Raw genomic sequence first — 22,022 nt, forward strand, 5'->3', positions numbered from 1 at the left:
TTAGAGGCCATGCAATACTTCTATCGAGCGCACTGCACTCCCGAGGAAGTCCTCCTCTTCTCGAACCGGTTCCTTGGCGCCCGCGGCTTCGCCGCGGCGCCGGGGAGCGGGGACCATGCCCGCTACACGGGCACTCGTGGCACCGTGGACCTGCACGTCGAGATCGAGGGTGGGCACTACACCCGCGTCACCCTTGCGACGAGCGACGTCGGCGAGTCGGAGTTGGACAGGGTGGCGAAGCGGCTGCTGTCGGAGCTTCACAGTGTCGAGGAGCCGCGGCACAAGGTTCGGGGCGGGTACTGAAACAAGACGGACAGACGGACGTGTCGGTCCGTCCTGCTTGACTCTCCCCCGCGCCGCGGCGACCTTTCCCCCGCTGTAAACCCATGCAATTCAAGGGAGTTCGATGCCCTCTCGCTCCGCGGCTGCCCCTCGCCAGACGGCCCCTGACATCCCAGCCGGGCTGGCCCGCGAGCAGTTGTTGGAGATGTACTACTACCTCCGTCTCACCCGATCCCTGGAGGAGCGGCTGACCAACCTGTACCGCCAAGGCAAGGTCATCGGCGGCCTCTTCCGCTCCCTCGGCCAGGAGGCCGACGCCGTCGGCAGTGCCTTCGCCCTCGACCGGACCAAGGGCGACTTCCTCGCGCCGCTCACGCGCAACCTGGGCTCGATGCTCGTCCAGGGCGCGGAGCCGCTCCAGATCATCCGCCAATACATGGCCAAGGCCACCAGCCCCACCCGCGGCCGCGAGCTGAACATCCACTTCGGCGATCTCGAGAAGGGCTTCATCGGCCAGATCTCGCATCTGGGCGACATGGTGCCGGTGATGGCGGGGGTCTGTCTCTCGTTCAAGATGCGCAAGGAGCCGCGGGTGGGTCTGGTATTCGTGGGTGACGGCGCGACCAGCACCGGCACGTTTCACGAGGGGATCAACTTCGCCACCGTCCAGCGGCTCCCGCTGGTCTGCATCATGGAGAACAACGGCTACGCCTACACCACGCCGCTGCACAAGCAAACCGCCGTCAAGCGCCTCGTGGACAAGGCGGCGGGCTATGGCGCCCACGCCGACGCGGCCGACGGCAATGACCTTCTGGCCGTGTACGACGTTGCCAGACGCGCGATCGAGCGGGCCCGCGTGGGCGGCGGCGTGACCATGATCGAGCTCACCACTTATCGCCGCAAGGGCCACGCGGAGCACGACAACCAGTCCTACGTGCCAAAGGAAGAGTTGGCGCATTGGGAACAGAATGATCCGGTGGACCGTTACGTGAAGCAGCTGGGCGAGAACGGGTGGGCGACGGCGGACGAGCTGGCGGAGATCGACGCGCGTATAGACGCCGAGCTCACGCACGCCGTAGGGATCGCGGAGAACGACCCGTTCCCGGAGCCAGAAACGTCGCTCACGGAGGTCTACGCGAACCCGGCGGCGCAGCCGCCGCTCTGGTACCGCGACGGTCCGGCTCCCGGCTCCCGGCTCCCGTCCCATGGCTGAAGTCACCTACCTCGAGGCCCTCCGCGGCGGCCTGCGCGAGGAGATGCTGCGCGACGAGCGCGTCTTCATCCTCGGCGAGGACGTCGGGAAATACGGCGGCGCGTTCAAGGTCACGGAAGGCCTGCACGAGGAGTTCGGTGAGTCGCGGGTCATCGACACCCCGATCTCGGAGGCGGCGATCGTCGGCGCGGCGGCCGGCGCGGCCCACATGGGCCTGCGGCCCGTGGCGGAGATGCAGTTCATCGACTTCATCTCGTGCGCCTACGACATGCTGACCAACTACGTCGCGACCGCGCGGTACCGCGCCGGCCTGCCCACGCCGATGGTGGTGCGCGGGCCGTGCGGGGGCTACGTGCGCGGCGGCCCGTTCCATTCGCAGATGCCCGAGGCCGCGTTCTTCCATACGCCGGGGCTCAAGATCGTCTGCCCGGCCACGGCGCGCGACGCGAAAGGGCTGATCAAGGCCGCCATCCGCGACGACGACCCGGTGCTCTACTTCGAGCACAAGTTCCTGTACCGGCGCATCAAGGAAACCCTGCCGGAGGACGGCGACCTCCTGACGCCGATCGGCAAGGCGCGCGTGGCGCACGAGGGGAAGGACCTCTCCATCATCACCTACTCGGCGATGGTCTGGAAGTCGCTGGAGGCGGCGGAGATCCTGGAAAAGGAGGACGGGGTGAGCGTCGAGGTGCTCGACCTGCGGACCCTGCTGCCGATGGACGACGCGGCCATCATCGAGACGGTGAAGAAGACCAACAAGGTGATGATCGTGCACGAGGACACGCGCACCGGCGGCGTCGCCGGGGAGATCGCGGCGCGGATCAACGAGAACGCGTTCGAGTGGCTGGACGGTCCGGTCCTGCGCGTCACGGCGGCCGACGTGCCGCTGCCCTACGCGCCGACTCTCGAGGACTACGTGCTGCCGCAGACGGCGGATATCGTGAACGTGGCAAGGAAACTGGCAGCGTACTGAGAGGGAGCGGGGAGCGGGGAGCGGTACCATTGGATGCTCGCCACCGCGACGGAGCCCCACGTCCGGCACCGTCAGGTACCGCTCCCCGCTCCCCGCATCTAGGAGTGAGCACATGGCGCGGATTGACGTCATCATGCCGCAGATGGGCGAGTCCATCGCCGAAGGCACCTTGTCGAAGTGGCTCAAGAAGTTGGGCGACGAGGTGAAGCGCGACGAGCCTATCTTCGAGATCAGCACCGACAAGGTGGACGCGGAGATACCCGCGCCCTCGGCGGGCGTGCTGGCGGAGATCATGGTCAAGGAAGGCCAGACCGTTCCGGTGCAGACCATCGTCGCCCGGATCGAGACGGACAAGTCGGCCGTCGGTGCGGCGCCCGTGCCGAGCGCTCCGGCCCCGGCAGCCGCGGCTCCCGCGCCGGCGGCGCCGAAGGCCGCGGCTCCCGCTCCGGCCGCTGCTCCCGTTGCCGCTCCCGCGGTGACCAGGAGTGGCGACACGGCGCCGCCGTGGCGCGCGCCGGCGCCGGCGCCGTCCTTCGAGGGCCCGGAGACCGCGGAGGAACGTCTTCGCCGCAAGTCCACGCCCTTGGTGCGCAAGATCGCGGCCGAGCACCAGGTGGACATAGCCGCGATCCCGGGCAGCGGCTTCGCCGGCCGCGTGACCAAGAAGGACATCCTGGGCTACTTGGACGCGGGCACCTTGGAAGCGGGCACCGGCGCACCGGCGCACGGCCGCACCGAAGCGGGTGCGCCACCCCGTGCGGCTGGTGCGCCCGTGCCCTCGGTGCCCGCTGGGGCGTGGGAGGCGACGCCCTGGCCCGGCGACCGCGTCGAGCCGATGAGCCGCATCCGCCAACTCACCGCCGAGCACATGATCTTCTCGCGGCGCACTTCGGCGCACGTCACCTCGTTCTACGAGGTGGACATGCAGCGCATCGCGAAGCTGCGGGAGGCGCACAAGAAGGAGTTCGAGGGTCGCGGCGCGAAGCTCACCTACCTCGGCTTCATCGTGAAGACGGTGGCGGACCAGCTCCGCAAGCACCACGTCCTCAACGCCGCGGTGCAGGGCAGCAACATCATCTATCGGCAACAGATCAACGTCGGCATCGCGGTGGCGCTCGACTGGGGCCTCATCGTGCCGGTGATCAGGAACGCGGACGAGCTGTCGCTCCTCGGCATCGCCAAGACCATGGCGGACCTCGCCGATCGTGCCCGGAACAAGAAGCTAAAGCCCGATGAGGTGCAGGGCGGTACCTTCACGATCACCAACCCCGGCGTGTTCGGCTCGTACATCGGCGCGCCGATCATCAACCAGCCGCAGGTCGCCATCCTCGGCGTGGGCGCGATCGAGAAGCGGCCCAAGGTCGTGACGACCGAGGACGGCACCGACCTCATCGTGCCCCGGATGACCACGATGCTGTCCATCTCCTACGACCACCGGATCGTGGACGGCGCCGACGCCGACCGCTTCATGGCCGATCTCAAGGCCGGGCTTCAGGACTTCTCCGAGGGCGCGCTCTGAGCCGGCATCTTTTCGTGCTGATCTTCGAGGCGTCCCCCGGCAGCGAGGAACGCGCCGACGACGTGATGCGCGCGGCGCGGGCGCGCGCCGAGCCGGCGGGGTGGCACTGCTGGGCGTACCGGAACGAGATCGCACCGAACGAGATAACTTTGTTCCTGGAGGGACCGACGGCCGCGGGCGACGAAGCGCCCGTATTCGGCGACGAGATCGCAGAGCTCAGGGCGCTCGCGCGCCGCTTCGAGCCGGTCCGGTCCCTGGTCGAGCATCCGCTGGAGAGTGGAGCCGCATGATCGAACGCACTTTGATCGTGGAAGGACAGGCGTGGGCCGTGTCCATCGCGGGCCGGTTCACCGTGTACGAGCGGGACGAGTTCCCGGTGCTCTTCGAGCGGCGAGACGCGCACGGCAAGCGGGAGCGGAGGGTGAGCCGCTTCTCGCCGCTCGGAAGCAAGAGCCGCGCCCCGGCTCTGGCCGAGCTGACGGATGCGGAGTTGACGACGCTGTACCGGCAGAGCCAGCCGGACTGGACCTCGCCGGAGCTCGGCTATGCGCGCTCCTGACTCGGACCTTCCGCTGGCGGTAGGGAGCAGCGCGCCCGACTTCGAGCTTGACGCCACTCAAGGCCGCCGCGTGAAGCTGAGCACGCTCCTCCAGAAGGGTCACGTTGCGCTCTACTTCTATCCCGGAAACAACACTCCGGGCTGAAACAAGCAGCTCTCCTCCGTGCGCGAGGAGCAGAGCAACTATGTGGCCAAGGGCGTGCAGACGTTCGGGGTGAACCCGGCATCGGTGGAAAGTCACGAGAAGTACGCGGAGAAATTCAAGTTCAACTTCCCGCTGGTCTCCGATCCAGACCGAAAGGCGGCCGCGGCGTACCACGCCCTGAAGCCCGACGGGAAAGGGATCGCCCGCACGGTGTATCTGATCGGCCGGAGCGGTACGGTGTTGTTCGCGCAGCGTGGCGCACCGGGCGCGGACGTGATCCTCTCGGCGCTGGACTAGGGAACGCGATGGCCGGCGACTTTGACTTCTCGGGCCGAGTGGCGGTCGTGACCGGGGTCGGGCGCGTAGGCCAGATCGGCCATGCGGTCGCCCAGGGCTTCGGCCGCGCGGGCGCCAAGCTTGTCGTCGCCGACCGGAACGCGGTGGAGGTGGCGGCGCGCGCCAGGGAGTTCATGGCCCAGGGCATCGAGGCGCGCCCGGCCGCAGGTGACCTGACGGAGCCGGACGTCGCGCAGTGGATAGTGGAGGAAGCGCTCCAGGCGTTCGGGCGGCTCGACATTCTGGTCAACGTGGCGGGCGGTCTCACCGGCTACGGGCCGATGCTGGAGATGGACGTCAGCGTCCTCGACCGCGAGATCGCCGTGAACGTGAAGACTACGTACCTCGTCTCGCGCGCCGCGGCCAAGGTCATGGTGGGGCAGCGGAGGGGCGCGATCGTCAATTTCGCCTCCATCTCTGCGATCCACGCCAAGCCCTCGATGGCCGCCTATTCCGCCGCCAAAGCGGGCGTCGCCGCGCTCACCCGGAGCCTCGCCCTGGAGCTGCGCGACCATGGCGTCCGCGTCAATGCCGTCGCGCCGGGCGTGGTCCGCACCGACGACAACGTTCGGACCACCGCCGAGCAACCGCCGCGTTGGGTGGAGATCGACGAGATCGTGAACGCGGTGCTGTTCCTCGCCTCGGATCTCTCGGCCGGCATCACCGGCCATGTGCTGCCCGTTTCGCACGGGGAACTCTAGAGCCGTGGAGCTGCGCGGCCGTAATGCGCTGGTAACCGGGGCCGGCATCCGGCTCGGGCGCGCCATCGCCTTCGGGTTGATGCGGCGCGGGGTCAACGTCGCGGTCCACTACTTCCATTCAGCGCACGGCGCCCGGTCCACGGCCGTCGAGGGTGAGGCGGGGGGCGTGAAGATCGCGCTGCTCGAAGCCGATGTGTCGGACGCCGTCCAGGCGGAGGCGCTCGCGGGCCGCGCCTCCGAAGCGCTCGGAGGTCTGGACATCGTGGTGAACAGCGCCGCGATCATGGAGCGCCGCCCGCTCGCCGAGGTCACGCCGGCGGATTGGGACCGGACCATGGACTTGAACCTGCGCGGCGCCTTCTTCGTGGCGAAGGGCGCGGCCTCGGTCATGGCGGAGAAGGGCGGCGCCATCGTCAACATGGCCGACATCGCGGCCTTCGAGCGCTGGAAACAGTACCCGGCGCACTGCATCAGCAAGGCCGGCATCGTCGCGATGACGGAGCTGCTGGCGAAGACCCTCGCGCCGAAGATCCGCGTGAACGCCGTAGCGCCGGGCGCCGTGCTCCTGCCGGAAGACTGGAGCGCCGGCGCGCGCGCGCGGGTGGTCGGATCCACCCCGCTGGGCCGGCTGGGCAGTCCGGGCGACGTGGTGGGCGCGGTGCTGTTCCTGATCGAGCAGGAGTACATCACCGGGGAGACGCTCGTCGTGGACGGCGGGCGGTTGCTGAGATGACCGGCGCGCCGGAAGCGCGATACCTGGAACCCGGCGAGCCGGGAACTACGTTACCACTATCATGAAGAACTACGACCTGATCATCGTCGGCGCCGGACCGGCCGGCCTTTGCGCGGCGCTCTACGCGGGCCGCTCCATGCTGAAGAGCGTGGTGATCGAGCGCGGCGCCCCGGGGGGGGAGCTCCTGAACACCGAGCTCATCGAGGACTATCCGGGCTTCGAGTCCATCAAGGGTTTCGAGCTGTCGGAGAAGATGGCGGCGCATGCGCTCAAGTTCGGCACCGAGATGGTGACGGACACGGTGGCGAGCGTCGAGAAGCGCGACGACGGCACGTTCCTGGTCACGACAGAAAACGGTGAAAATTTCGAGGCGCCGGCCGTGATCCTCACCGCGGGCGGCACCCCCACCAAACTCGGCGTTCCGGGCGAGGCGGAATACGCGGGCAAGGGCGTGTCGTACTGCGCCGTGTGCGACGGGCACTTCTTTCGCGGCGAGGTGCTCGCGGTCGTCGGCGGCGGCGACGCGGCGTGCGAGGAGGCCGAGTTCCTGACCCGGTACGCGTCCAAGGTCTTCATCATCCATCGCCGGAACGCTTTTCGCGCCTCGCCCATCATCCAGAAGCGCGTCTTCGAGAATCCGAAGATCGAGGTGGTCTGGGACACGGTCGTCGAGCACATCGAGGGCGACGGGAAGGCCGTCAAGCACCTCGCGGTCAGGAACGCCGTCAGCGGCGCGACGTCGCAGCTGCCGGTCGGCGGCGTGTTCGTCTTCATCGGCTTCCAGCCCAACACAGGCGTCGTGAAGGGGCACTTCAAGCATGATGCCGCGGGTTACATCGTCACGGACGAGGTGATGATGAGCTCGATCCCGGGCCTCTTCGCGGCGGGCGACCTGCGGGCGCAGCTCACTCGGCAAATCACGACGGCGGTCGGCGACGCCACGACCGCGGTCATCGCCGCGTCCAAGTACCTCGCCGCGCTCAAGGACCGCGAGGCCGCCAAGACGGCTCAGCCGGTTGGCAGCGCCTAGGGTCGTCACGCTCACCAACGGCGCCTTCGCCGAGAACTGCTACCTGGTCGCCGACCCGGAGCGCGGGGAGGCGGTCATCATCGATCCCGGCGAGGAAGCGGGCCTCTTCCTCGCCCGCGCGCGCCACGAGCGCTGGACGCTGCGCGCCGTCTGGCTGACGCACGCGCACCTCGACCACGTGGCAGGGGTGGCGGAGGTCAAGGCCGCGACGGGTGTCCCGGTGCACCTTCACCCTGCCGACCGGCGCCTCTACGATTCGCTCCCGGTACAGGCACAGATGTTCGGCCTCTCCGCTGACGCGCCCCCTCCCCCCGACGCGGACCTGGCCGAGGGCCAGACCGTGAGCGTGGGCGGCCTGGCGTTCGCGGTGCTGCACACTCCCGGCCACACCCCGGGCGGAGTGACCTTCGTCGGCTACGGATCGGCTTTCGCGGGAGACGCGCTATTCGCCGGATCGATCGGCCGCACCGATCTGCCCGGCGGCGACACCGCCACGCTGCTCGCCAGCATCCGGGAAAAGCTCTTCGCCCTGCCGGATGAGACCGTCGTGTATTCCGGCCATGGCCCCGAAACGACGATCGGGGAGGAGAAGCGGTCCAACCCATTCGTGAAGCTGGTGCCCGGGATCAACGCGTGCCTCAAGTGCGGCGCCGAGGTCCGCCCGAAGCCGTGGGGGTGCAAGAACCCGTGCGCCAACTGTGGGTTCGTGTATCCGCTGGGGGACTGTTCCGATTAAGGGGGAGCGGGGAGCGGTACCTCCCGTTGCTCGCCGCGGCGCCAGCAAGCCGCGACGGGCATCCGAAGGTACCGCTCCCCGCTCCCCGCTCCCCGTGCTGGTGGCCGTTCTTGCCCTCGGAGCGATCCTCGTAGTCCGCGCCCCCGCCCAGCAATCGTGCCCGGCACCGCGCCCTTCGCAGTGGTCCGCTGTCCGCGACACTCTCTGGCCGCTCATCGTTCATCGCGACGGCGACGCTACGTGGGCGCACCTCGAGCCGGCGGCGCTGCCCGGCCAGAGCGCGACGTGGTGCAACCCGCTCGCGGCCGACGCGAGCGCCCGGTCAGCCGGGCCCTTGCTCTACGCGCAGTATTGCGCCAGCTGTCACGGCGACGAGGGCCGGGGCAACGGACCCGGTGCCGCGGTCGCCGACCCGCCGCCGTATGACTTCACCAGGCCCGAGTTCGCCGGGATGCGTGAGCCCCCGGGCCCGGCCGTCCTCTACGCGATGGTGACGCGCGGCATCGACGGTACCACGATGCGCGCGCACCGCGAGGTGTTGAGCGGGTGGGAACGGCTCGCGGTGATCGCGTACATCATGGAGATGCCGGGCCGCGCGGCGGCTCAGAACAGTCGCGCGTGGGCGGACACGCTCCGCGCCAGGCGCGATCGCCACTAGCTTCGGGTGATGCCGATGAGCATGACCGTGCGCTCGTGCGCGGCCGGCACACCATGCGGAACGCCCTCCGGCGCGAAGACCAGATCGCCGGCCCCCACTTCGCGCGTTTCGTCGCCGACCGTCACGGTGGCCTTCCCGCTCAACACCAGATAGAATTTGTCCGCGCCCTCGTGAGCGTGGGCCTTCTGCGATTGGCCCGGCTCGAAGCAGTTCAGGCCGAGCCGCAGTCGCGGGGTCGCGAAGCAGTCCAGCTTCTGCATCTTCAGGGCGGCGAATACCGCCCGGGCCGCGACATCGGGAAAGAAGTTCACCATGGGCGATTCCTGGTTGGACACGGACGCACCTCTTGTGGAACGGAAGACTTCCATGACCGATACGCGCATCGAGCGCGATCCTCTGGGCGAACTGGAGGTGCCGGCCTCGGCCCTCTACGGAGTCCAGACGGAGCGCGCCCGCCGCAATTTCCCCATCTCCGGCCTGAAGCCGCTGCCCGCCTTCGTGGACGCCGTCATCCTGATCAAGAAGGCCGCGGCGCTGACCCACCGCGAGACGGGCCGGCTCGACGCGAGGCTCGCCGATGCCATCGCCCGCGCCGCCGACGAGGTGCTGGGCGGGCAGCACCGCGACCAGTTCGTGGTGGACGTATATCAGGCCGGCGCCGGCACCTCGCACAATATGAACTGCAACGAAGTGCTGGCCAACCGCGCCAACGAGCTCCTCGGCCGGAAGCGCGGCGAATACCAGCCGATCCACCCCAACGATCACGTCAACATGGCCCAAAGCACCAATGATGTGATCCCCACCGCCATCCGCCTGGGCGCGCTGTCGCGACTGGCGGGTCTGCTCGGGGCGCTTGACCGTCTCGCTGACGCGTTCGCCGAGAAAGGCAGAGCGTTCGACCACATCATGAAGTCGGGCCGTACCCATCTTCAGGACGCGACCCCGATCCGCCTCGGCCAGGAGTTCGCGGCGTACACCGGCACCATCCGCCGCGGCCGCGCCCGCATCGAGCGGTCGGCGGACGATCTGCGCGACCTCGGCATCGGCGGCACGGCCGTCGGCACCGGTCTCAACGCGGAGCCGCAGTACCCGACCCTGATGGTGAAGCACCTCAAGGCGCTCACCGGCCTCGAGCTCCGTGCCGGCGCGGACCGCGTCCAGCTGATGCAGTCGCTCGGCGACGTGGCCGCCTTCTCGGGAGCGCTGCGCGCCTATGCCATAGATCTCAACAAGATCGCGAACGACCTGCGCCTGCTCGCCTCCGGCCCACGCACCGGCTTCGCGGAGATCCTCCTGCCCGCGGTGCAGCCGGGCTCGAGCATCATGCCCGGCAAGGTGAACCCCAGCATCGCCGAGATGGTGAACCAGGTCTGCTATCAGGTGATGGGGAACGACCAGACAGTGGCGCTCGCGGCGGAGGCCGGCCAGCTGGAGCTGAACGTCATGATGCCGGTCATCGCGCACAACCTGATCTTCGCGATGGAGATCCTGACCAGCGCCTCGGCGGTGCTGAACGAGCGGTGCGTGGCCGGCATCCAAGCCGACGAGGCTGCCTGCGCGCACTGGCTCGAGCGGAGCCCCGCGATCGTCACGGCGCTGGCCCCGAAGATCGGCTACGCCGAGGCCGCGAAGCTCGCCAAGGAAGCGGTGGCGAAGAACGTCACGGTCCGCCAGCTAGTCGAGGAGAAGGGGATCCTCAAAGGCAAGGAGCTGGAAGACATCCTCGACTACCGGAAGATGACCGAGCTGGGGGTCCCTGGAGAGGGTCAGAGCTCCGCCGGCTGATCAGCGCGTCCGCGGAGCCGAGGCTCCCAGGTTGCCCGGCGGGCCTCGAAGGACCGTCAGGGCTGAGGCTCGCGTCCACGGGCGGGCACGAAGAGGGGCTCTCCGAACCTGGATTCGCCGAACCGGCCGAGGAGATCCTGCACCCGCTCCGAGACCATCCAATCCGCGAAGGCGCGCGCCCCCGCCGCATTCACCCGCGGGCGTCCCGCCGGGTTCACCTCTATCACGTGGTAGACATTGAGTAATGCCGGCTCGCGCTCGCGCATCGGTACAAGGCTCACCCGGGAGCGAAGGCTGCCGTACGTCGCCCGGTCGGTGAGCGTGTACCCGCGCCGCTCGTCGGCGATCAGCAGCGTCATCGACATTCCCTGTCCGCTCTCCAGGTAGCCCGGCCAGGCGGGCCGGCCCCCGGCCTCCCGCCAGAGCAGAAGTTCCCGCTGATGAGTGCCTGACGAATCACCGCGCGACACCAACACGGCGCGTGCCGCGGCCATCCGCCGCATCGCCTCGGCGGCGGTCGGTGCGTCGCGGACTGAGGCAGGATCGTCCGCCGGCCCGACGATCGTGAAGTAGTTTGACGCCACAACGAAGCGCCGTACCGCGTTCCCGGCGCGAACGAACGCTTCTTCCGAGGCGGGCGAGTGTACCAGCAGCACGTCCGCGTCGCCGCGCTCCCCCATCCGCAGGGCCTGCCCCGAGCCCACCGCGACCACCCGCAAGTGATAGCCGGTCGCGCGCTCGAAGGCCGGCCCCAGGGAATCGAGCAGGCCGGTGTCGTACAGCGAGGTCGTCGTGGCCAGCAGCACGACGCCGCGGGAAGGCGCCTGCGCCGAGCCAATTGAGGGCACGAGAGTTGCAATTGTCAGTAGTGCCGTCAGGCGCACGCGCTGCTCCTATCCCACTGTGGGTCTGTAGGATATGGGGCCGACGGCGGTCGTGCAAAGACGACGGGGATCCCGGAGTTTGGGACATTGCGGCCCACGGCCGCGGAGGAGGCGTGTACATGCGCGTGACAACCTGGGCCGAATACGGCCTGATGGTGACGATCCATCTGGCACGGCGGGCCGGCGAGGGCCCGGTCCCGGCCCGCGAGATGGCGGAGAAGGAACAGCTCCCGGCCGATTACGTCGAGCAGATCCTGCTGCGACTTCGGCGGGCCGGACTCGTGAACTCGGTGCGAGGCGCCCGCGGCGGCTACATGCTTGCCCGTCCGGCCGCCGAGGTCTCGGTAAAGGACGTCCTCGACGCCTCCGAGCACGGAACCTTCGAGGTCAACTGCGAGCGCCATCAGGTGGGCGTCGCGCGTTGCGCTCCGGATGCCTCGTGCTCCATCAGGCCGGTCTGGCAACTGCTCCATCGGAGGATCGACGAGGTGCTCGATGCGATCCACCTGTCGGACCTGATGCTGGATGAGTCCGAGGTCCGGGTGGCGATCGGTCTCGAGGAAGCGGCCGTCCCGGTCTGAGCCTTGCGCGGGGCCCCCGCGCCGGCGTTCGTTCCGGTGTGACCGGATCGCGAACGGCGGCGGCGGGGTCCCCGGCGCTGACAACCGAAGAACTGGCGCGATACGCGCGCCACCTGGTGCTGCCGCAGGTCGGTATTGACGGCCAGCGGCAGCTCAAGGCGGCGCGCGTTCTGCTGATCGGAATGGGTGGCCTGGGCTCTCCGGCCGGCCTCTACCTCGCGGCTGCGGGCGTCGGCACGCTCGGCCTGGTGGATTTCGACGTCGTCGAGCACTCGAATCTCCAGCGCCAGGTGGTCCACGGCACGGCGGACGTAGGACGCTCGAAGGTCGCTTCCGCCGCTGCGCGCCTCGCGGACGTCAATCCCAACGTCTCCATCGAGCCGCACGAGACGCGGCTCGCCAGCGGCAACGCGCTCGGGATCCTTGCCGAGTACGACGTGATAGTGGACGGGAGCGACAACTTCCCGACGCGTTATCTGGTGAACGATGCGTGTGTCCTGCTCGGCAAGCCCGACGTTTACGGGAGCATCTACCGATTCGAGGGGCAGGTTTCGGTTTTCTGGGGCGAGCGCGGGCCGTGTTACCGCTGCCTCTACCGCGACCCGCCTACTCCCGAGCTGGTGCCGTCGTGCGCGGAGGGCGGCGTACTCGGCGTGCTGCCTGGGATCATCGGGTCGCTTCAGGCCATGGAGGCGATCAAGCTGCTGCTCGGCGCGGGCGATACGCTGGTCGGACGGCTCGTGCTGCTCGATGCCCTGAAGATGGGCTTTCGAGAGTTGACGCTGGACAAGGATCCCGGGTGCCCCGCGTGCGGCGAGCATCCCACGATCGACCACCTGATCGACTACGAGGCGTTCTGCGGTGTGGCGCCGCCGGCGCGGGAGGGAGCCGACGCCATGGAAGTGACGGCCCGCGAGCTGAAGGACGAGCTGGAGCGTGGCAAGCGCGTCGTGCTCGTCGATGTGCGCGAACAGTACGAGTGGGAGATCTGCCACATCGATGGGAGCACCTTGATTCCGCTCGGCGAGCTGCAGGACCGGACCGCCGAGCTCGATCCGGATGCCGACATCGTGACGATCTGCCACCAGGGGTCCCGCGCGCGACAGGCTGCGTTCTTCCTGCGGGCCGAAGGAAAGAAGGGAGTGCGCACCCTGACCGGTGGGGTGGATGCGTGGGCGATGGACGTCGATCGGGGGATGGCGAAGTACTGAAGTGCCGAAGGTGGGACTCGAACCCACACGGGCTTGCGCCCACGGCGCCCTGAACGCCGCGCGTCTACCAGTTCCACCACTCCGGCGAAGGGATGCATAATACGCTGAAGAGCCCCAGAGTTGAAGAGTTGGACTTTTCGACTCTGCAACCCGTTCTTGTCTCCCCGGAACCCTCTCTCTATCTTCGGTTTACGACACGCGTGGCCTCGATTCTCCAGCCCCCATCAACCGCCCGTCCTCCCCGGGCCGCCCGCCCGATTCGGGCCATTGCCCGGAATCCGCGCGCGCGTCACGACTACGAGATCCTCGACAAGTGGGAAGCGGGGCTGGTGCTCTCCGGCACCGAGGTGAAGGCGCTCCGGGCCGGGCGCGCGACCCTGGTGGGCGCCTTCGCGCGGGTGAAGCGCGGTGAGGTATGGCTCGAGGGCCTGCACATCCCGCCGTACGATGCGGGCAACATCCACAACCACGATCCGCTCCGCACCCGCAAGCTGCTCATGCATCGCAAGGAGATCCGGCGCCTGATCGGGGCGGTGGAACAGAAGGGATTCGCGCTGGTCCCGCTGGAGCTCTACTTCAAGGGGCCTAACGCGAAGGTGGTGGTCGCGCTGGGGAGGGGCAAGAAGGACCACGACCGTCGTGAGGACATCAAGAAGCGCGACGCGGAGCGTGAGATGGCGCGGGTGGCGAGGCGGCGGTGAGCGCGCGGCTGGCGGCGGCGGCGCTCCTGGCGTGGTACTCGGTGGCGCCGATCGCGGTCACGATCGCCTCGCCCCGGGGCGAGCGCCGGGTGCCGGTGAGGGTCGAGCGCGGGTATCCTGCCGTCGCCGTGGCCCAGCTCGCCCCGGTCCTCAGCGTGGAAGCGGCCGCGCCGCAGGCCGGCGCCGTGTCGGTCAGGGTGCTGGGCCGGCAGTTCGATTTCGTGCTCGACGCCGGCTATTTCCGCTTCGACGGTCGGATCTACACCTTGGCGGGAAGCCCGTACGTCGCGCGCGACTCCGTGTTCCTTCCGTTCCAGTGGCTGGTCGAGTATCTCCCGCGTTTCTTCGATGGCGTCTTCCGATACGACGTCGCGCGCGGACGGTTCGAGGAGCGGCCCGGGGGCGCCGCCCTGCGTCCCGCCGCGCCGGGCGCCGCTTTGCCGGCGGTGCCGGCCGTCGGGGTGAGGACGCCGGCGGCCGCGCATCGTCGCCGGGTCGTGGCGCTGGATCCCGGTCACGGCGGCCCCGACCTCGGCATGACCGGGCCGCTCGGCGGCCGGCCGTTCCTGCGCGAGAAGGACGTGACGCTCGCGGTCTCGCGCCTGGTGGCCGAGGAGTTGCGGCGGCGCGACGTGGGCGTGGTGCTCACCCGCACGTCCGACACCCTCATCGCCCTAGGCGATCGCGGGCGGATCGCGGGGGCGCGCGGCGCTGACCTGTTCGTCTCGGTCCACGTCAACGCGGCCAACCCGCGCTGGCGTGACGCCGAGAGCGCGCGCGGGTTCGAGACGTACTTCCTCGCCGAAGCGCGCACCGAGGACGCGCGGCGCGTGGCCCGGATGGAGAATGCCTCGGTCCGTTTCGAGACGACCGCCGATGCGACCGATGGCGACCCGCTCTCGTTCATCCTGAACGACCTGGCCCAGAACGAGCACCTCCGTGAGTCGAGCCGGCTGGCCGACCTGGTGCAGGACGCGCTCTCGGGCGTGCACCCCGCGGAGAGCCGCGGCGTGAAACAGGCTGGGTTCATGGTGCTGGCGACGTCCTACATGCCGGCGGTGCTGGTGGAGATCGGCTTCGGAAGCAACCAGCCGGAGGCGCGCTACCTCACCGGCGCAGCCGGTCAGCGCCGACTGGCGCGGGCCATCGCGGACGGCATCGCGCGCTACCTCGCGGAGTACGAACGCCGCGTGGCGGCTGGGAATCCATGACCGCGGGCACAGGCGCACAGCCGCCCAGCCGCACAGTCGCATCGCTCGGTGCGCCCGTGCTCCTGTCCGTCTGTGCCCTCTTGCTGTGCGGCTGCGCCTACTACAACGGCATGTACAACGCCAAGCGCTGGAGCCGCGCGGCGGAACGGTCTGAGCGCGCGGGCCGCACGTCCGAGGCGCGCGAGCGATGGCAGCGCGCGGCGATTCATGCCGAGTCGCTGACCGCGCGTCACCCGCGCTCGCGCTGGGCCGACGACGCCATGCTGGTGCGTGGCCGCGCGGCCCTGCACCTCGAGCTGAACACCGAGGCGGCGGCGCTGCTCACGCGGGCGGCCCGGCAGGCCGGCGAGCCGGAGCAGCGGCTCGAGGCGCTGCTGCTGCTGGGTCGAGCCAACCTGGCGCTGCGGCGTCACGCCGACGCGCGATCGGCCTTCGACTCGGCGGTCGGGTCGTCGTCCAACCAGCGGCGGGCCGAGGCGCTGTTGTACCGCGGCCGGACCCTCCTGGCGATGGGTGCGCCGGCCGACGCGCTCACGGACTTCAACCTGTCCACCCACCCGCGCGCGCGCTTCGAGCGCGCGCGGGCGGCTCTGGCTCTCCGTGACACGGCCTTGGCGCGCGCGACGTTCGATTCGCTGGCCACGGAACGGCGGTACGCGGAGCGCGACTGGCTGCCGGCGCTGGACAGTCTCGCGGCGGCCGGGACGCGGCAGCAGGCGGCGCTGATGGTAGACGCGCTGGCGCGGCGCGAGGATCTCGGCCGCGGCGAGCGCGCCCGGCTTCTTCTGGAGGACGGTGAGCGGGCGGCTAACGCGGGCGATGACGCGGCCGCGCTCTCGAGGTTCGGAGCGGTGGAGGAGTTGGTACCGGACAGTGCCGAGGCCAAGTCCGCCAGCGTGCGCTCGGAGCGGATCGCCCTGCGCGCCGCGCGAACCGACGACGAGGTCGCGGCGATCAGGGAGCGCCTCAGTGATCTGATGCAGCAGGGGGCGGCCGGCGCGCGCGAGGCGCAGCCGCTGCTCCGCCTGCTCGACAAGGCCGACGGTCTGGAGCGTTTGTCGGCGACGCCCGACGCGTTCTGGTATCTTCGCGCCGAGTTGATTCGTGATTCGCTCCGTGCCCCCGGCCTCGCCGCGGTGGACTTCGCCGCCATGGTCGAGCGATTCCCCGACTCGCCGTGGACGCCCAAGGGACTGGTAGCAGCCATCGCGGCGGGGCACCCGGACGCCGACGCGCTGCGCGCGCTCCTGGTCACTCGCTATGCCGAGAGCCCGTATGCCGTCGCAGCATTGGGCGGCGACGCCGAGCGCTACGCCGCGCTCGAGGACTCGCTCCAGCGGGCGCTGGAGCTCGCGCCGGCGGTGCGGCGCGGCGCGACGACCAGGCCGGGCGCCAACCCCGCAGCGGCCGAACCACTCGACGACGATGAGTCGGTGGGGGGGCGCCGGCCGCCCCCGTCGACCCAGCCGCGTCCTGCCCAGCCTCGGCCACCGGCTCCCCGACCGACGCCGCCGCCGCGCCCGCGGCCCGGCGCGCGACCCACACCGTGAGCGTCCTGGCCGCGACGTTCGTAGGCATCCCGTTCCTGAACCCCGTGCTCCTGGCGGCCGGCACCGCGGGCTTCGGCCGCGAGGTGGCCGGAGTGATCGATCTCGAGGCGCTCGGAGGGCTGGTCACGAAGGCCGTGAGCGTCGAGCCTCGTCACGGCAACCCGGCGCCTCGCGTCGCCGAGACCGGCGGCGCGATGCTCAACTCGGTCGGGCTGGCGAACCCGGGGCTCGACGTGGTCCGGGGCGAGCACCTCCCCTGGCTTCGGGCCCATCTTCGGAACGCCCGCGTCATCGTCAACGTGGTCGGCAACACGGTCGAGGACTTCGTCGCCGTGGTCGCGGGGCTCACGGATGAGCCGGTAGTAGCCGCGTTCGAGCTCAACGTTTCGTGCCCGAACGTCGGGAAAGGCGGACTCGAGTTCGGCGCCGATGATGCGATACTCGCCGATCTGGTCCGGCGCGCGCGCGGTGCGACCCAGCACCCGCTCGTCGTGAAGCTCTCGCCGACGCTGCCCGACCCGGCGCGCACCGCCGCGGCCGCGACAGCCGCCGGCGCCGATGCCTTCACCGCGGTGAACACCATGCCGGCATTGCTATATGAGGAAGACGGTCGCCCGCGGCTCGGCGGCGGCGGCGGCGGGATGAGCGGCCCGCCGCTGCTGCCCGTCGGCGTGCGCGTTACTCGCATCCTTGCTCGCGAGAGCGGATGCCCGGTGATAGGCGCCGGCGGCGTTCGCAGCGGCCGGGACGCCTGGCAGTACCTGCGGGCCGGCGCGACCCTCGTCGCGGTAGGCACCGCGGCGCTCGCGGACCCGCGCGCCCCGGAGCGCATCGTGCGTGAGCTGCGCGAGATCGTCACCCGCGATCGCCCGGGACCCGGCGCTGAGCGAGTCGCGTAGCGCGATGGCCGAGATCGCCGTCGCGCTGGATCTTAGAGACTCCGCCGCCGTACTTGGGATGGTGGACGCACTCGGCGCGGACGCGACGTGGTACAAGGTTGGGCCGGTGCTTCTGGTGAGCGACGGGCCGGCGATCGTGAAGGAGCTGGTGGCGAGGGGCAAGCGCGTGTTCCTGGACCTCAAGTGGCACGACATCCCCAACACGGTGGCGGGCGCGGTGGCGGCGGCGGGTGCGATCGGCGCGGCCCTCGCCACGGTACACCTGGCGGGAGGCGCGCGCATGCTGGCAGCCGCGGCCGAGGCGCGCCGTGGCGGGCTGAGACTGGTCGGCGTCGGGATCCTGACGTCGCTGGGCGGGCCGGAGTACGCGGAGGTGGTGGGACGCCCCGTGACCGACCTCGCCGCGGAGCAGCGCCGGCTGGTGGAGCATGGTCTGGGCGCCGGGCTCGATGGGTTCGTGACCGCCGCGTCGGAAGCGCCCACGGTGCGCGGGCTCGCCGGACCCGGCGCGCTGCTGGTCGTGCCCGGTATCCGCCGCGCCGCCGACGCCCCCGACGACCAGCGCCGCGTCACCACTCCCGGCGAGGCGGTGCGCGCGGGCGCCGATCTGCTCGTGGTCGGCCGGCCGATCACCGGTGCGCCGGATCCGCGCGCGGCGCTGCGCGCGATCCGCGAGGAGATGGACCGGTGATCCGCGTCCTCGGCATGCTGGCGTGCGCCACCTGCCTTGGCGCCGCGGCTCCGCCGGGCTTAGGCCGATCCGAAAGCCCGACGACTTCCGGCCGTTCTCCCGGTGAGCTTCTTCGCGCCTGCACATCGGTAGACCGTACCCCGCAGGCCGAGTCGCTGCTCGTGGCCGCGCGGCGTGCCGCCCGCGCGTTCGCCAGGCACGAATTCGACGAGCTGGTGGCACAGAGCAACGGCATCCTGCTCAGCCTGCCGGGGTCGGACCCGTCGGCGCCACTCCAGCCGGCGCAGGCCGCCCTGCTGCTCCACGCCTTCGCCGACGGCGCGGACGAAGAATCGGTGGAGGTCGTGGTGGCGCGGCACGTGGACCGGGACCGTGCATACGTCGAAGCGAGGCGTGTTTTCACCCTGCGCGGTACTACGACTCGGCGCACCCAAACCATATACTTGGGGCTGCGCCTGGAAAGGGTGTCGTACCGCCTGGTGGAGCTCCGGGTGGTGCCGTAAATCCGGAGTGCCGGGGTCGCTTGCGCCAAGTTCAGGACCCGTCTATGTTTGGGGTCTTGTCCTGAACCGGGCTGAGGGGCCTTTCTTGAAGGTACGTAGCAGCGTCAAACCGGTCTGTGAGCACTGCAGGGTCGTCAAGCGCCGCGGCGTGATCCGGGTGATCTGCAAGCGCTCCCCAAAACACAAGCAGCGGCAGGGTTAGCGCATGGCACGAATCTCGGGCGTCGACCTTCCGCGCGACAAGCGCATCGAAGTCGGTCTCATGGCCATCTTCGGCGTCGGGCGCACCACGGCCGCGCGCATCCTCGAGCGGACGGGCATCGCGTCGTCCACGCGGGTGCGAGACCTCACCGACAACGAAGTCTCGCGGCTCCGGCAGGTGATCGAGCGCGACTTCAAGGTCGAAGGCGCCCTGCGCACCGAAGTCGCGATGAACATCAAGCGGCTGATGGATATCGGCTGCTACCGCGGCATCCGCCACCGGCGCGGGCTGCCGGTACGCGGGCAGCGCACGCGGACCAACGCGCGGACCAAGAAGGGCCCGCGCCGGACCATCGCCGGAAAGAAGAAAGTGCTGGCTAAGAAGTAACCCATGGCCGACGAACCGACGACCGTACCGGCCGCGACGCCGGCGCCCGAGGGCGCCGCCGCGGCGACCGCTGCCGAAGGGGACAAGGCTCCCCGCAAGGCCGGCGGAAAGCGCACCAAGAAGGTCGTGGAGTCGGAGGGCATCGCGCACGTGATGGCGACCTTCAACAACACGATCGTCACGATCACCGATCTCCACGGTAACACCGTCGCCTGGGGCACCGCCGGGAAGTCGGGGTTCAAGGGATCGAAGAAGTCCACGCCTTTCGCCGCTACCGTCGCGGCCGAGCAGGCGGGGCGCGACGCCTACAATCTCGGCGTCCGCCGGGTGCATGTCCGCGTGCAAGGTCCCGGGTCGGGCCGGGAATCGGCGATCCAGGCGCTCGCTAACGCGGGGCTCAACATCAAGTCCATCCGGGACGTGACGCCGATCCCGCACAACGGCTGCCGCCCTCCGAAGAAGCGCAGGGTCTAGTGGGACGATACACGGACGCGAACTGCAAGCTCTGCCGCCGCGAGGGGGAGAAGCTGTTCCTCAAGGGCGCACGGTGCCTGACGGAGAAGTGCGCGGTGGAGAAGCGCGCCTATGCGCCCGGCCAGCACGGCCAGACGGCGGGGCGCCGGCGCAAGGCGTCGCAGTACTCGCGCCAGCTGCGTGAGAAGCAGAAGGTGAAGCGGATCTACGGGCTGACTGAGCGGCAGTTCCGCAACACCTTCCAGAGGGTCCTGCGCGAGGACGGCGTGACGGGCGAGAACCTGCTCATCGCGCTGGAGTCGAGGCTGGACAACGTCGTCTACCGGCTCGGCTTCGCGGCCAGCCGAAAGGCGGCGCGCCAGCTGGTGGGCCACGGCCACGTCGAGGTGAACGGCCGGCGGGTGGATGTTCCGTCTTTCGTCCTGAAGCAGGGGGACGAGATCCGCGTCGCCCAGGCGAGCCGCGAACTGGAATCGGTGGCGGTCGCCCAGGACCTGGCGTCCAAGGGGCAGGCAGTGCCGTGGATCGCGGTGGACCGCGAGGCCCGGACCGGCAAGGTCACCGAGCGTCCGAGCCGGGACACGATCCCCGTCGCGGCCGAAGAACAGCTGATCGTCGAGCTTTATTCCAAATGAGCATGACCATCGATTTGACGGGGCTGGTCCGCCCGCACCTGGTCGAGATGACCAAGCGGGAAGACAACCCGAACGCCGCCGAGTTCCGGCTGCAGCCGCTCGAGCGGGGGTTCGGGTACACGCTGGGCAACGCCATGCGGCGGATGCTGCTTTCCTCGCTGCGCGGGTCCGCCGTGTGGGCGTTCCGCATGGACGGCGTCCAGCACGAGCACCAGACGGTGCCGGGCGTGGTCGAGGACGTGCACCAGATCATCCAGAAGCTCAAGTCGCTGACGATCGTGCTCGCGCCCGAAGTCGACGAGGCCGTGCTGCATATCCATCATGCGGCCGAAGGCCCGGTTTACGTGCGCGACATCGAGCCGCACGGCTCGGTGCGCGTGGTGAACCCGGACCACCTCCTGTTCACGGTGCAGGACGACCACGAGCTCAACATGGAGCTCTACGTCAAGAAGGGCCGCGGGTACGTCGAGGCCGAGCAGCACCCGGTGGACCGCGCGATGCCGGTCGACGTGGTGCGGGTGGACTCGCTCTACAGCCCGGTTCGGCGCGCCAACTTCACCGTCACGGAGACGCGCGTGGGACAGCGCACCGACTTCGACCGCCTCACCCTCACCGTCGAGACCAACGGGGCGATCACCCCTGAGGACGCGGTGGCGTACGCGGCCGCGCTCTCCCAGCACCACTTCTCGTACTTCGTCTCCTTCGGCACGGTGCCGATGGTCGAGGCCGAGACCGCGGCGCAGCCCTCGGGCGACACCGAGCGTCTTCGCACGCTGCTGGGCCGCGTGATCGACGAGTGCGGCCTCTCGGTCCGGTCCATCAACTCACTCAAGAACTCCAACATCCGGACTCTCGGCGACCTGGTGCGCAACACCGAGGAACAGCTCCTCAAGGTGCGCAACGTCGGTGAGAAGGCGGTGGCCGAAATAGCCGAGCTGCTGCTGCGCGAGGGGCTGAACTTCGGCATGCAGTGGGAAGAGAGCGAGGCGGGGTTCCGCCTCCTCGACCGCGGTACGACTCCCGTGGTACGGCCGGTAACGGCCGAGGCGGGGAAGGAAGCGTAGATGCGGCATCGGGCCAAGCACCGCCAGCTCTCCCGCACCTCGGAGCACCGCCGGGCGCTGCTCTCGAACATGGCGACCAGCCTGTTCCGTCACGACGCCATCGTCACGACGGTAGCCAAGGCCAAGGAGCTGCGGCCGGTGGCGGAGAAGCTCATAACCCTGGCCCGCCGCGGCGACCTGCACGCGCGCCGGCTGGTAGAACGCCGCATCCGGGACAAGGACGTGAGCAGCCGGCTGTTCAAGGAGATCGGGCCGCGTTTCCAGGCCCGGCCCGGCGGCTACACCCGCATCATCCGGATCGGCCACCGGGTCGGCGACGGGGCGGAGACGGCCAGGATCGAGCTGCTGAAGGAATAGCC

The 22,022-nt window shown here is 69.7% G+C and carries 29 protein-coding genes and 1 tRNA gene; 27 read left to right on the forward strand and 3 right to left on the reverse strand.

Annotated features, from left to right (window positions below):
• Positions 1-9 precede the first annotated feature (9 nt).
• The 12 genes from Q8Q85_11860 (at position 10) to Q8Q85_11915 (ending at position 8,885) form a co-directional block, all read left to right on the forward strand.
• Positions 10-303 carry a hypothetical protein gene (locus tag Q8Q85_11860; GenBank protein ID MDP3774949.1) on the forward strand — a complete coding sequence of 98 codons (294 nt, stop codon included), beginning with the start codon at positions 10-12 and terminating at the stop codon, positions 301-303.
• Between the two features lie 103 nt (positions 304-406).
• Complete coding sequence (locus tag Q8Q85_11865) at positions 407-1,495, forward strand: thiamine pyrophosphate-dependent dehydrogenase E1 component subunit alpha (protein MDP3774950.1); 1,089 nt, start codon at positions 407-409, stop codon at positions 1,493-1,495.
• Positions 1,488-2,468, forward strand: coding sequence for an alpha-ketoacid dehydrogenase subunit beta (locus Q8Q85_11870; GenBank protein ID MDP3774951.1), 981 nt, complete (start codon positions 1,488-1,490; stop codon positions 2,466-2,468). The genes Q8Q85_11865 and Q8Q85_11870 overlap by 8 nt, the downstream gene beginning before the upstream one ends.
• A gap of 112 nt (positions 2,469-2,580) precedes the next feature.
• Positions 2,581-3,987, forward strand: coding sequence for a dihydrolipoamide acetyltransferase family protein (locus Q8Q85_11875; GenBank protein MDP3774952.1), 1,407 nt, complete (start codon positions 2,581-2,583; stop codon positions 3,985-3,987).
• Positions 3,988-4,001: 14 nt separating this feature from the next.
• Entirely contained in the window at positions 4,002-4,277 is a 276-nt protein-coding gene (locus Q8Q85_11880; protein MDP3774953.1) for a hypothetical protein, read from the forward strand.
• Positions 4,274-4,546 (forward strand): hypothetical protein, encoded by a 273-nt coding sequence (locus Q8Q85_11885; GenBank protein MDP3774954.1) that lies wholly within the window; start codon positions 4,274-4,276, stop codon positions 4,544-4,546. The genes Q8Q85_11880 and Q8Q85_11885 overlap by 4 nt, the downstream gene beginning before the upstream one ends.
• Complete coding sequence (locus Q8Q85_11890) at positions 4,533-4,988, forward strand: peroxiredoxin (protein MDP3774955.1); 456 nt, start codon at positions 4,533-4,535, stop codon at positions 4,986-4,988. Before Q8Q85_11885 ends, Q8Q85_11890 begins: the two co-directional genes overlap by 14 nt.
• 8 nt (positions 4,989-4,996) lie before the next feature.
• Positions 4,997-5,728 (forward strand): SDR family NAD(P)-dependent oxidoreductase, encoded by a 732-nt coding sequence (locus tag Q8Q85_11895; GenBank protein MDP3774956.1) that lies wholly within the window; start codon positions 4,997-4,999, stop codon positions 5,726-5,728.
• A gap of 4 nt (positions 5,729-5,732) precedes the next feature.
• Positions 5,733-6,461, forward strand: a complete 729-nt coding sequence (locus tag Q8Q85_11900; protein MDP3774957.1) for an SDR family oxidoreductase — start codon at positions 5,733-5,735, stop codon at positions 6,459-6,461.
• Positions 6,462-6,522: 61 nt separating this feature from the next.
• A complete protein-coding gene (trxB, locus tag Q8Q85_11905; GenBank protein ID MDP3774958.1) occupies positions 6,523-7,491 on the forward strand; it encodes a thioredoxin-disulfide reductase in 969 nt (322 codons plus the stop codon).
• Positions 7,478-8,227 (forward strand): MBL fold metallo-hydrolase, encoded by a 750-nt coding sequence (locus Q8Q85_11910; GenBank protein MDP3774959.1) that lies wholly within the window; start codon positions 7,478-7,480, stop codon positions 8,225-8,227. Before trxB ends, Q8Q85_11910 begins: the two co-directional genes overlap by 14 nt.
• A gap of 100 nt (positions 8,228-8,327) precedes the next feature.
• Positions 8,328-8,885, forward strand: coding sequence for a c-type cytochrome (locus Q8Q85_11915; protein MDP3774960.1), 558 nt, complete (start codon positions 8,328-8,330; stop codon positions 8,883-8,885).
• On the opposite strand, the gene Q8Q85_11920 is transcribed toward Q8Q85_11915, so the two are convergent.
• Positions 8,882-9,220 (reverse strand): cupin domain-containing protein, encoded by a 339-nt coding sequence (locus Q8Q85_11920; GenBank protein ID MDP3774961.1) that lies wholly within the window; start codon positions 9,218-9,220, stop codon positions 8,882-8,884. The genes Q8Q85_11915 and Q8Q85_11920 overlap by 4 nt on opposite strands.
• Before the next feature lie 31 nt (positions 9,221-9,251).
• Between Q8Q85_11920 and Q8Q85_11925 the strand changes: the two genes are divergently transcribed.
• Entirely contained in the window at positions 9,252-10,670 is a 1,419-nt protein-coding gene (locus Q8Q85_11925; protein ID MDP3774962.1) for an aspartate ammonia-lyase, read from the forward strand.
• Positions 10,671-10,726: 56 nt separating this feature from the next.
• On the opposite strand, the gene Q8Q85_11930 is transcribed toward Q8Q85_11925, so the two are convergent.
• Entirely contained in the window at positions 10,727-11,518 is a 792-nt protein-coding gene (locus Q8Q85_11930; protein ID MDP3774963.1) for a substrate-binding domain-containing protein, read from the reverse strand.
• A 155-nt stretch (positions 11,519-11,673) separates the two neighbouring features.
• On the opposite strand from Q8Q85_11930, the gene Q8Q85_11935 reads away from it, so the two are divergent.
• Both Q8Q85_11935 and moeB read left to right on the forward strand, forming a co-directional pair.
• On the forward strand, positions 11,674-12,135 hold the full coding sequence (locus Q8Q85_11935; protein MDP3774964.1) for an Rrf2 family transcriptional regulator: 462 nt from the start codon (positions 11,674-11,676) through the stop codon (positions 12,133-12,135).
• A 38-nt stretch (positions 12,136-12,173) separates the two neighbouring features.
• Complete coding sequence (moeB, locus tag Q8Q85_11940; GenBank protein MDP3774965.1) at positions 12,174-13,346, forward strand: molybdopterin-synthase adenylyltransferase MoeB; 1,173 nt, start codon at positions 12,174-12,176, stop codon at positions 13,344-13,346.
• A gap of 2 nt (positions 13,347-13,348) precedes the next feature.
• Here moeB and Q8Q85_11945 read toward each other — a convergent pair.
• Positions 13,349-13,432: transfer RNA gene (locus Q8Q85_11945), tRNA-Leu, on the reverse strand.
• Positions 13,433-13,546: 114 nt separating this feature from the next.
• Here Q8Q85_11945 and smpB point away from each other — a divergent pair.
• The 12 genes from smpB to rplQ all read left to right on the forward strand — a co-directional run bounded on the left by smpB (position 13,547) and on the right by rplQ (position 22,020).
• Entirely contained in the window at positions 13,547-14,047 is a 501-nt protein-coding gene (gene smpB, locus Q8Q85_11950; protein MDP3774966.1) for an SsrA-binding protein SmpB, read from the forward strand.
• Entirely contained in the window at positions 14,044-15,258 is a 1,215-nt protein-coding gene (locus tag Q8Q85_11955) for an N-acetylmuramoyl-L-alanine amidase (GenBank protein ID MDP3774967.1), read from the forward strand. Before smpB ends, Q8Q85_11955 begins: the two co-directional genes overlap by 4 nt.
• A 56-nt stretch (positions 15,259-15,314) precedes the next feature.
• Entirely contained in the window at positions 15,315-16,808 is a 1,494-nt protein-coding gene (locus Q8Q85_11960; protein ID MDP3774968.1) for a hypothetical protein, read from the forward strand.
• Complete coding sequence (locus Q8Q85_11965; protein MDP3774969.1) at positions 16,805-17,707, forward strand: dihydroorotate dehydrogenase; 903 nt, start codon at positions 16,805-16,807, stop codon at positions 17,705-17,707. The genes Q8Q85_11960 and Q8Q85_11965 overlap by 4 nt, the downstream gene beginning before the upstream one ends.
• Before the next feature lie 4 nt (positions 17,708-17,711).
• Positions 17,712-18,398 carry an orotidine-5'-phosphate decarboxylase gene (gene pyrF / locus Q8Q85_11970; protein MDP3774970.1) on the forward strand — a complete coding sequence of 229 codons (687 nt, stop codon included), beginning with the start codon at positions 17,712-17,714 and terminating at the stop codon, positions 18,396-18,398.
• Complete coding sequence (locus Q8Q85_11975) at positions 18,395-18,901, forward strand: hypothetical protein (protein MDP3774971.1); 507 nt, start codon at positions 18,395-18,397, stop codon at positions 18,899-18,901. The genes pyrF and Q8Q85_11975 overlap by 4 nt, the downstream gene beginning before the upstream one ends.
• Before the next feature lie 85 nt (positions 18,902-18,986).
• Positions 18,987-19,103: a 50S ribosomal protein L36 gene (rpmJ, locus tag Q8Q85_11980; protein MDP3774972.1), complete on the forward strand. Its 117-nt coding sequence runs from the start codon at positions 18,987-18,989 to the stop codon at positions 19,101-19,103.
• 3 nt (positions 19,104-19,106) lie between these two features.
• Positions 19,107-19,490, forward strand: a complete 384-nt coding sequence (rpsM, locus tag Q8Q85_11985) for a 30S ribosomal protein S13 (protein ID MDP3774973.1) — start codon at positions 19,107-19,109, stop codon at positions 19,488-19,490.
• Between the two features lie 3 nt (positions 19,491-19,493).
• On the forward strand, positions 19,494-19,964 hold the full coding sequence (gene rpsK, locus Q8Q85_11990) for a 30S ribosomal protein S11 (GenBank protein ID MDP3774974.1): 471 nt from the start codon (positions 19,494-19,496) through the stop codon (positions 19,962-19,964).
• Positions 19,964-20,599, forward strand: coding sequence for a 30S ribosomal protein S4 (gene rpsD / locus Q8Q85_11995; protein MDP3774975.1), 636 nt, complete (start codon positions 19,964-19,966; stop codon positions 20,597-20,599). The genes rpsK and rpsD overlap by 1 nt, the downstream gene beginning before the upstream one ends.
• A gap of 2 nt (positions 20,600-20,601) precedes the next feature.
• A complete protein-coding gene (locus Q8Q85_12000; protein MDP3774976.1) occupies positions 20,602-21,663 on the forward strand; it encodes a DNA-directed RNA polymerase subunit alpha in 1,062 nt (353 codons plus the stop codon).
• On the forward strand, positions 21,664-22,020 hold the full coding sequence (rplQ, locus tag Q8Q85_12005; GenBank protein MDP3774977.1) for a 50S ribosomal protein L17: 357 nt from the start codon (positions 21,664-21,666) through the stop codon (positions 22,018-22,020). It begins immediately after the preceding gene.
• The last annotated feature ends 2 nt before the right edge of the window (positions 22,021-22,022 follow it).

Source organism: Gemmatimonadales bacterium (assembly GCA_030697825.1).
Lineage (GTDB): Bacteria > Gemmatimonadota > Gemmatimonadetes > Gemmatimonadales > JACORV01 > JACORV01.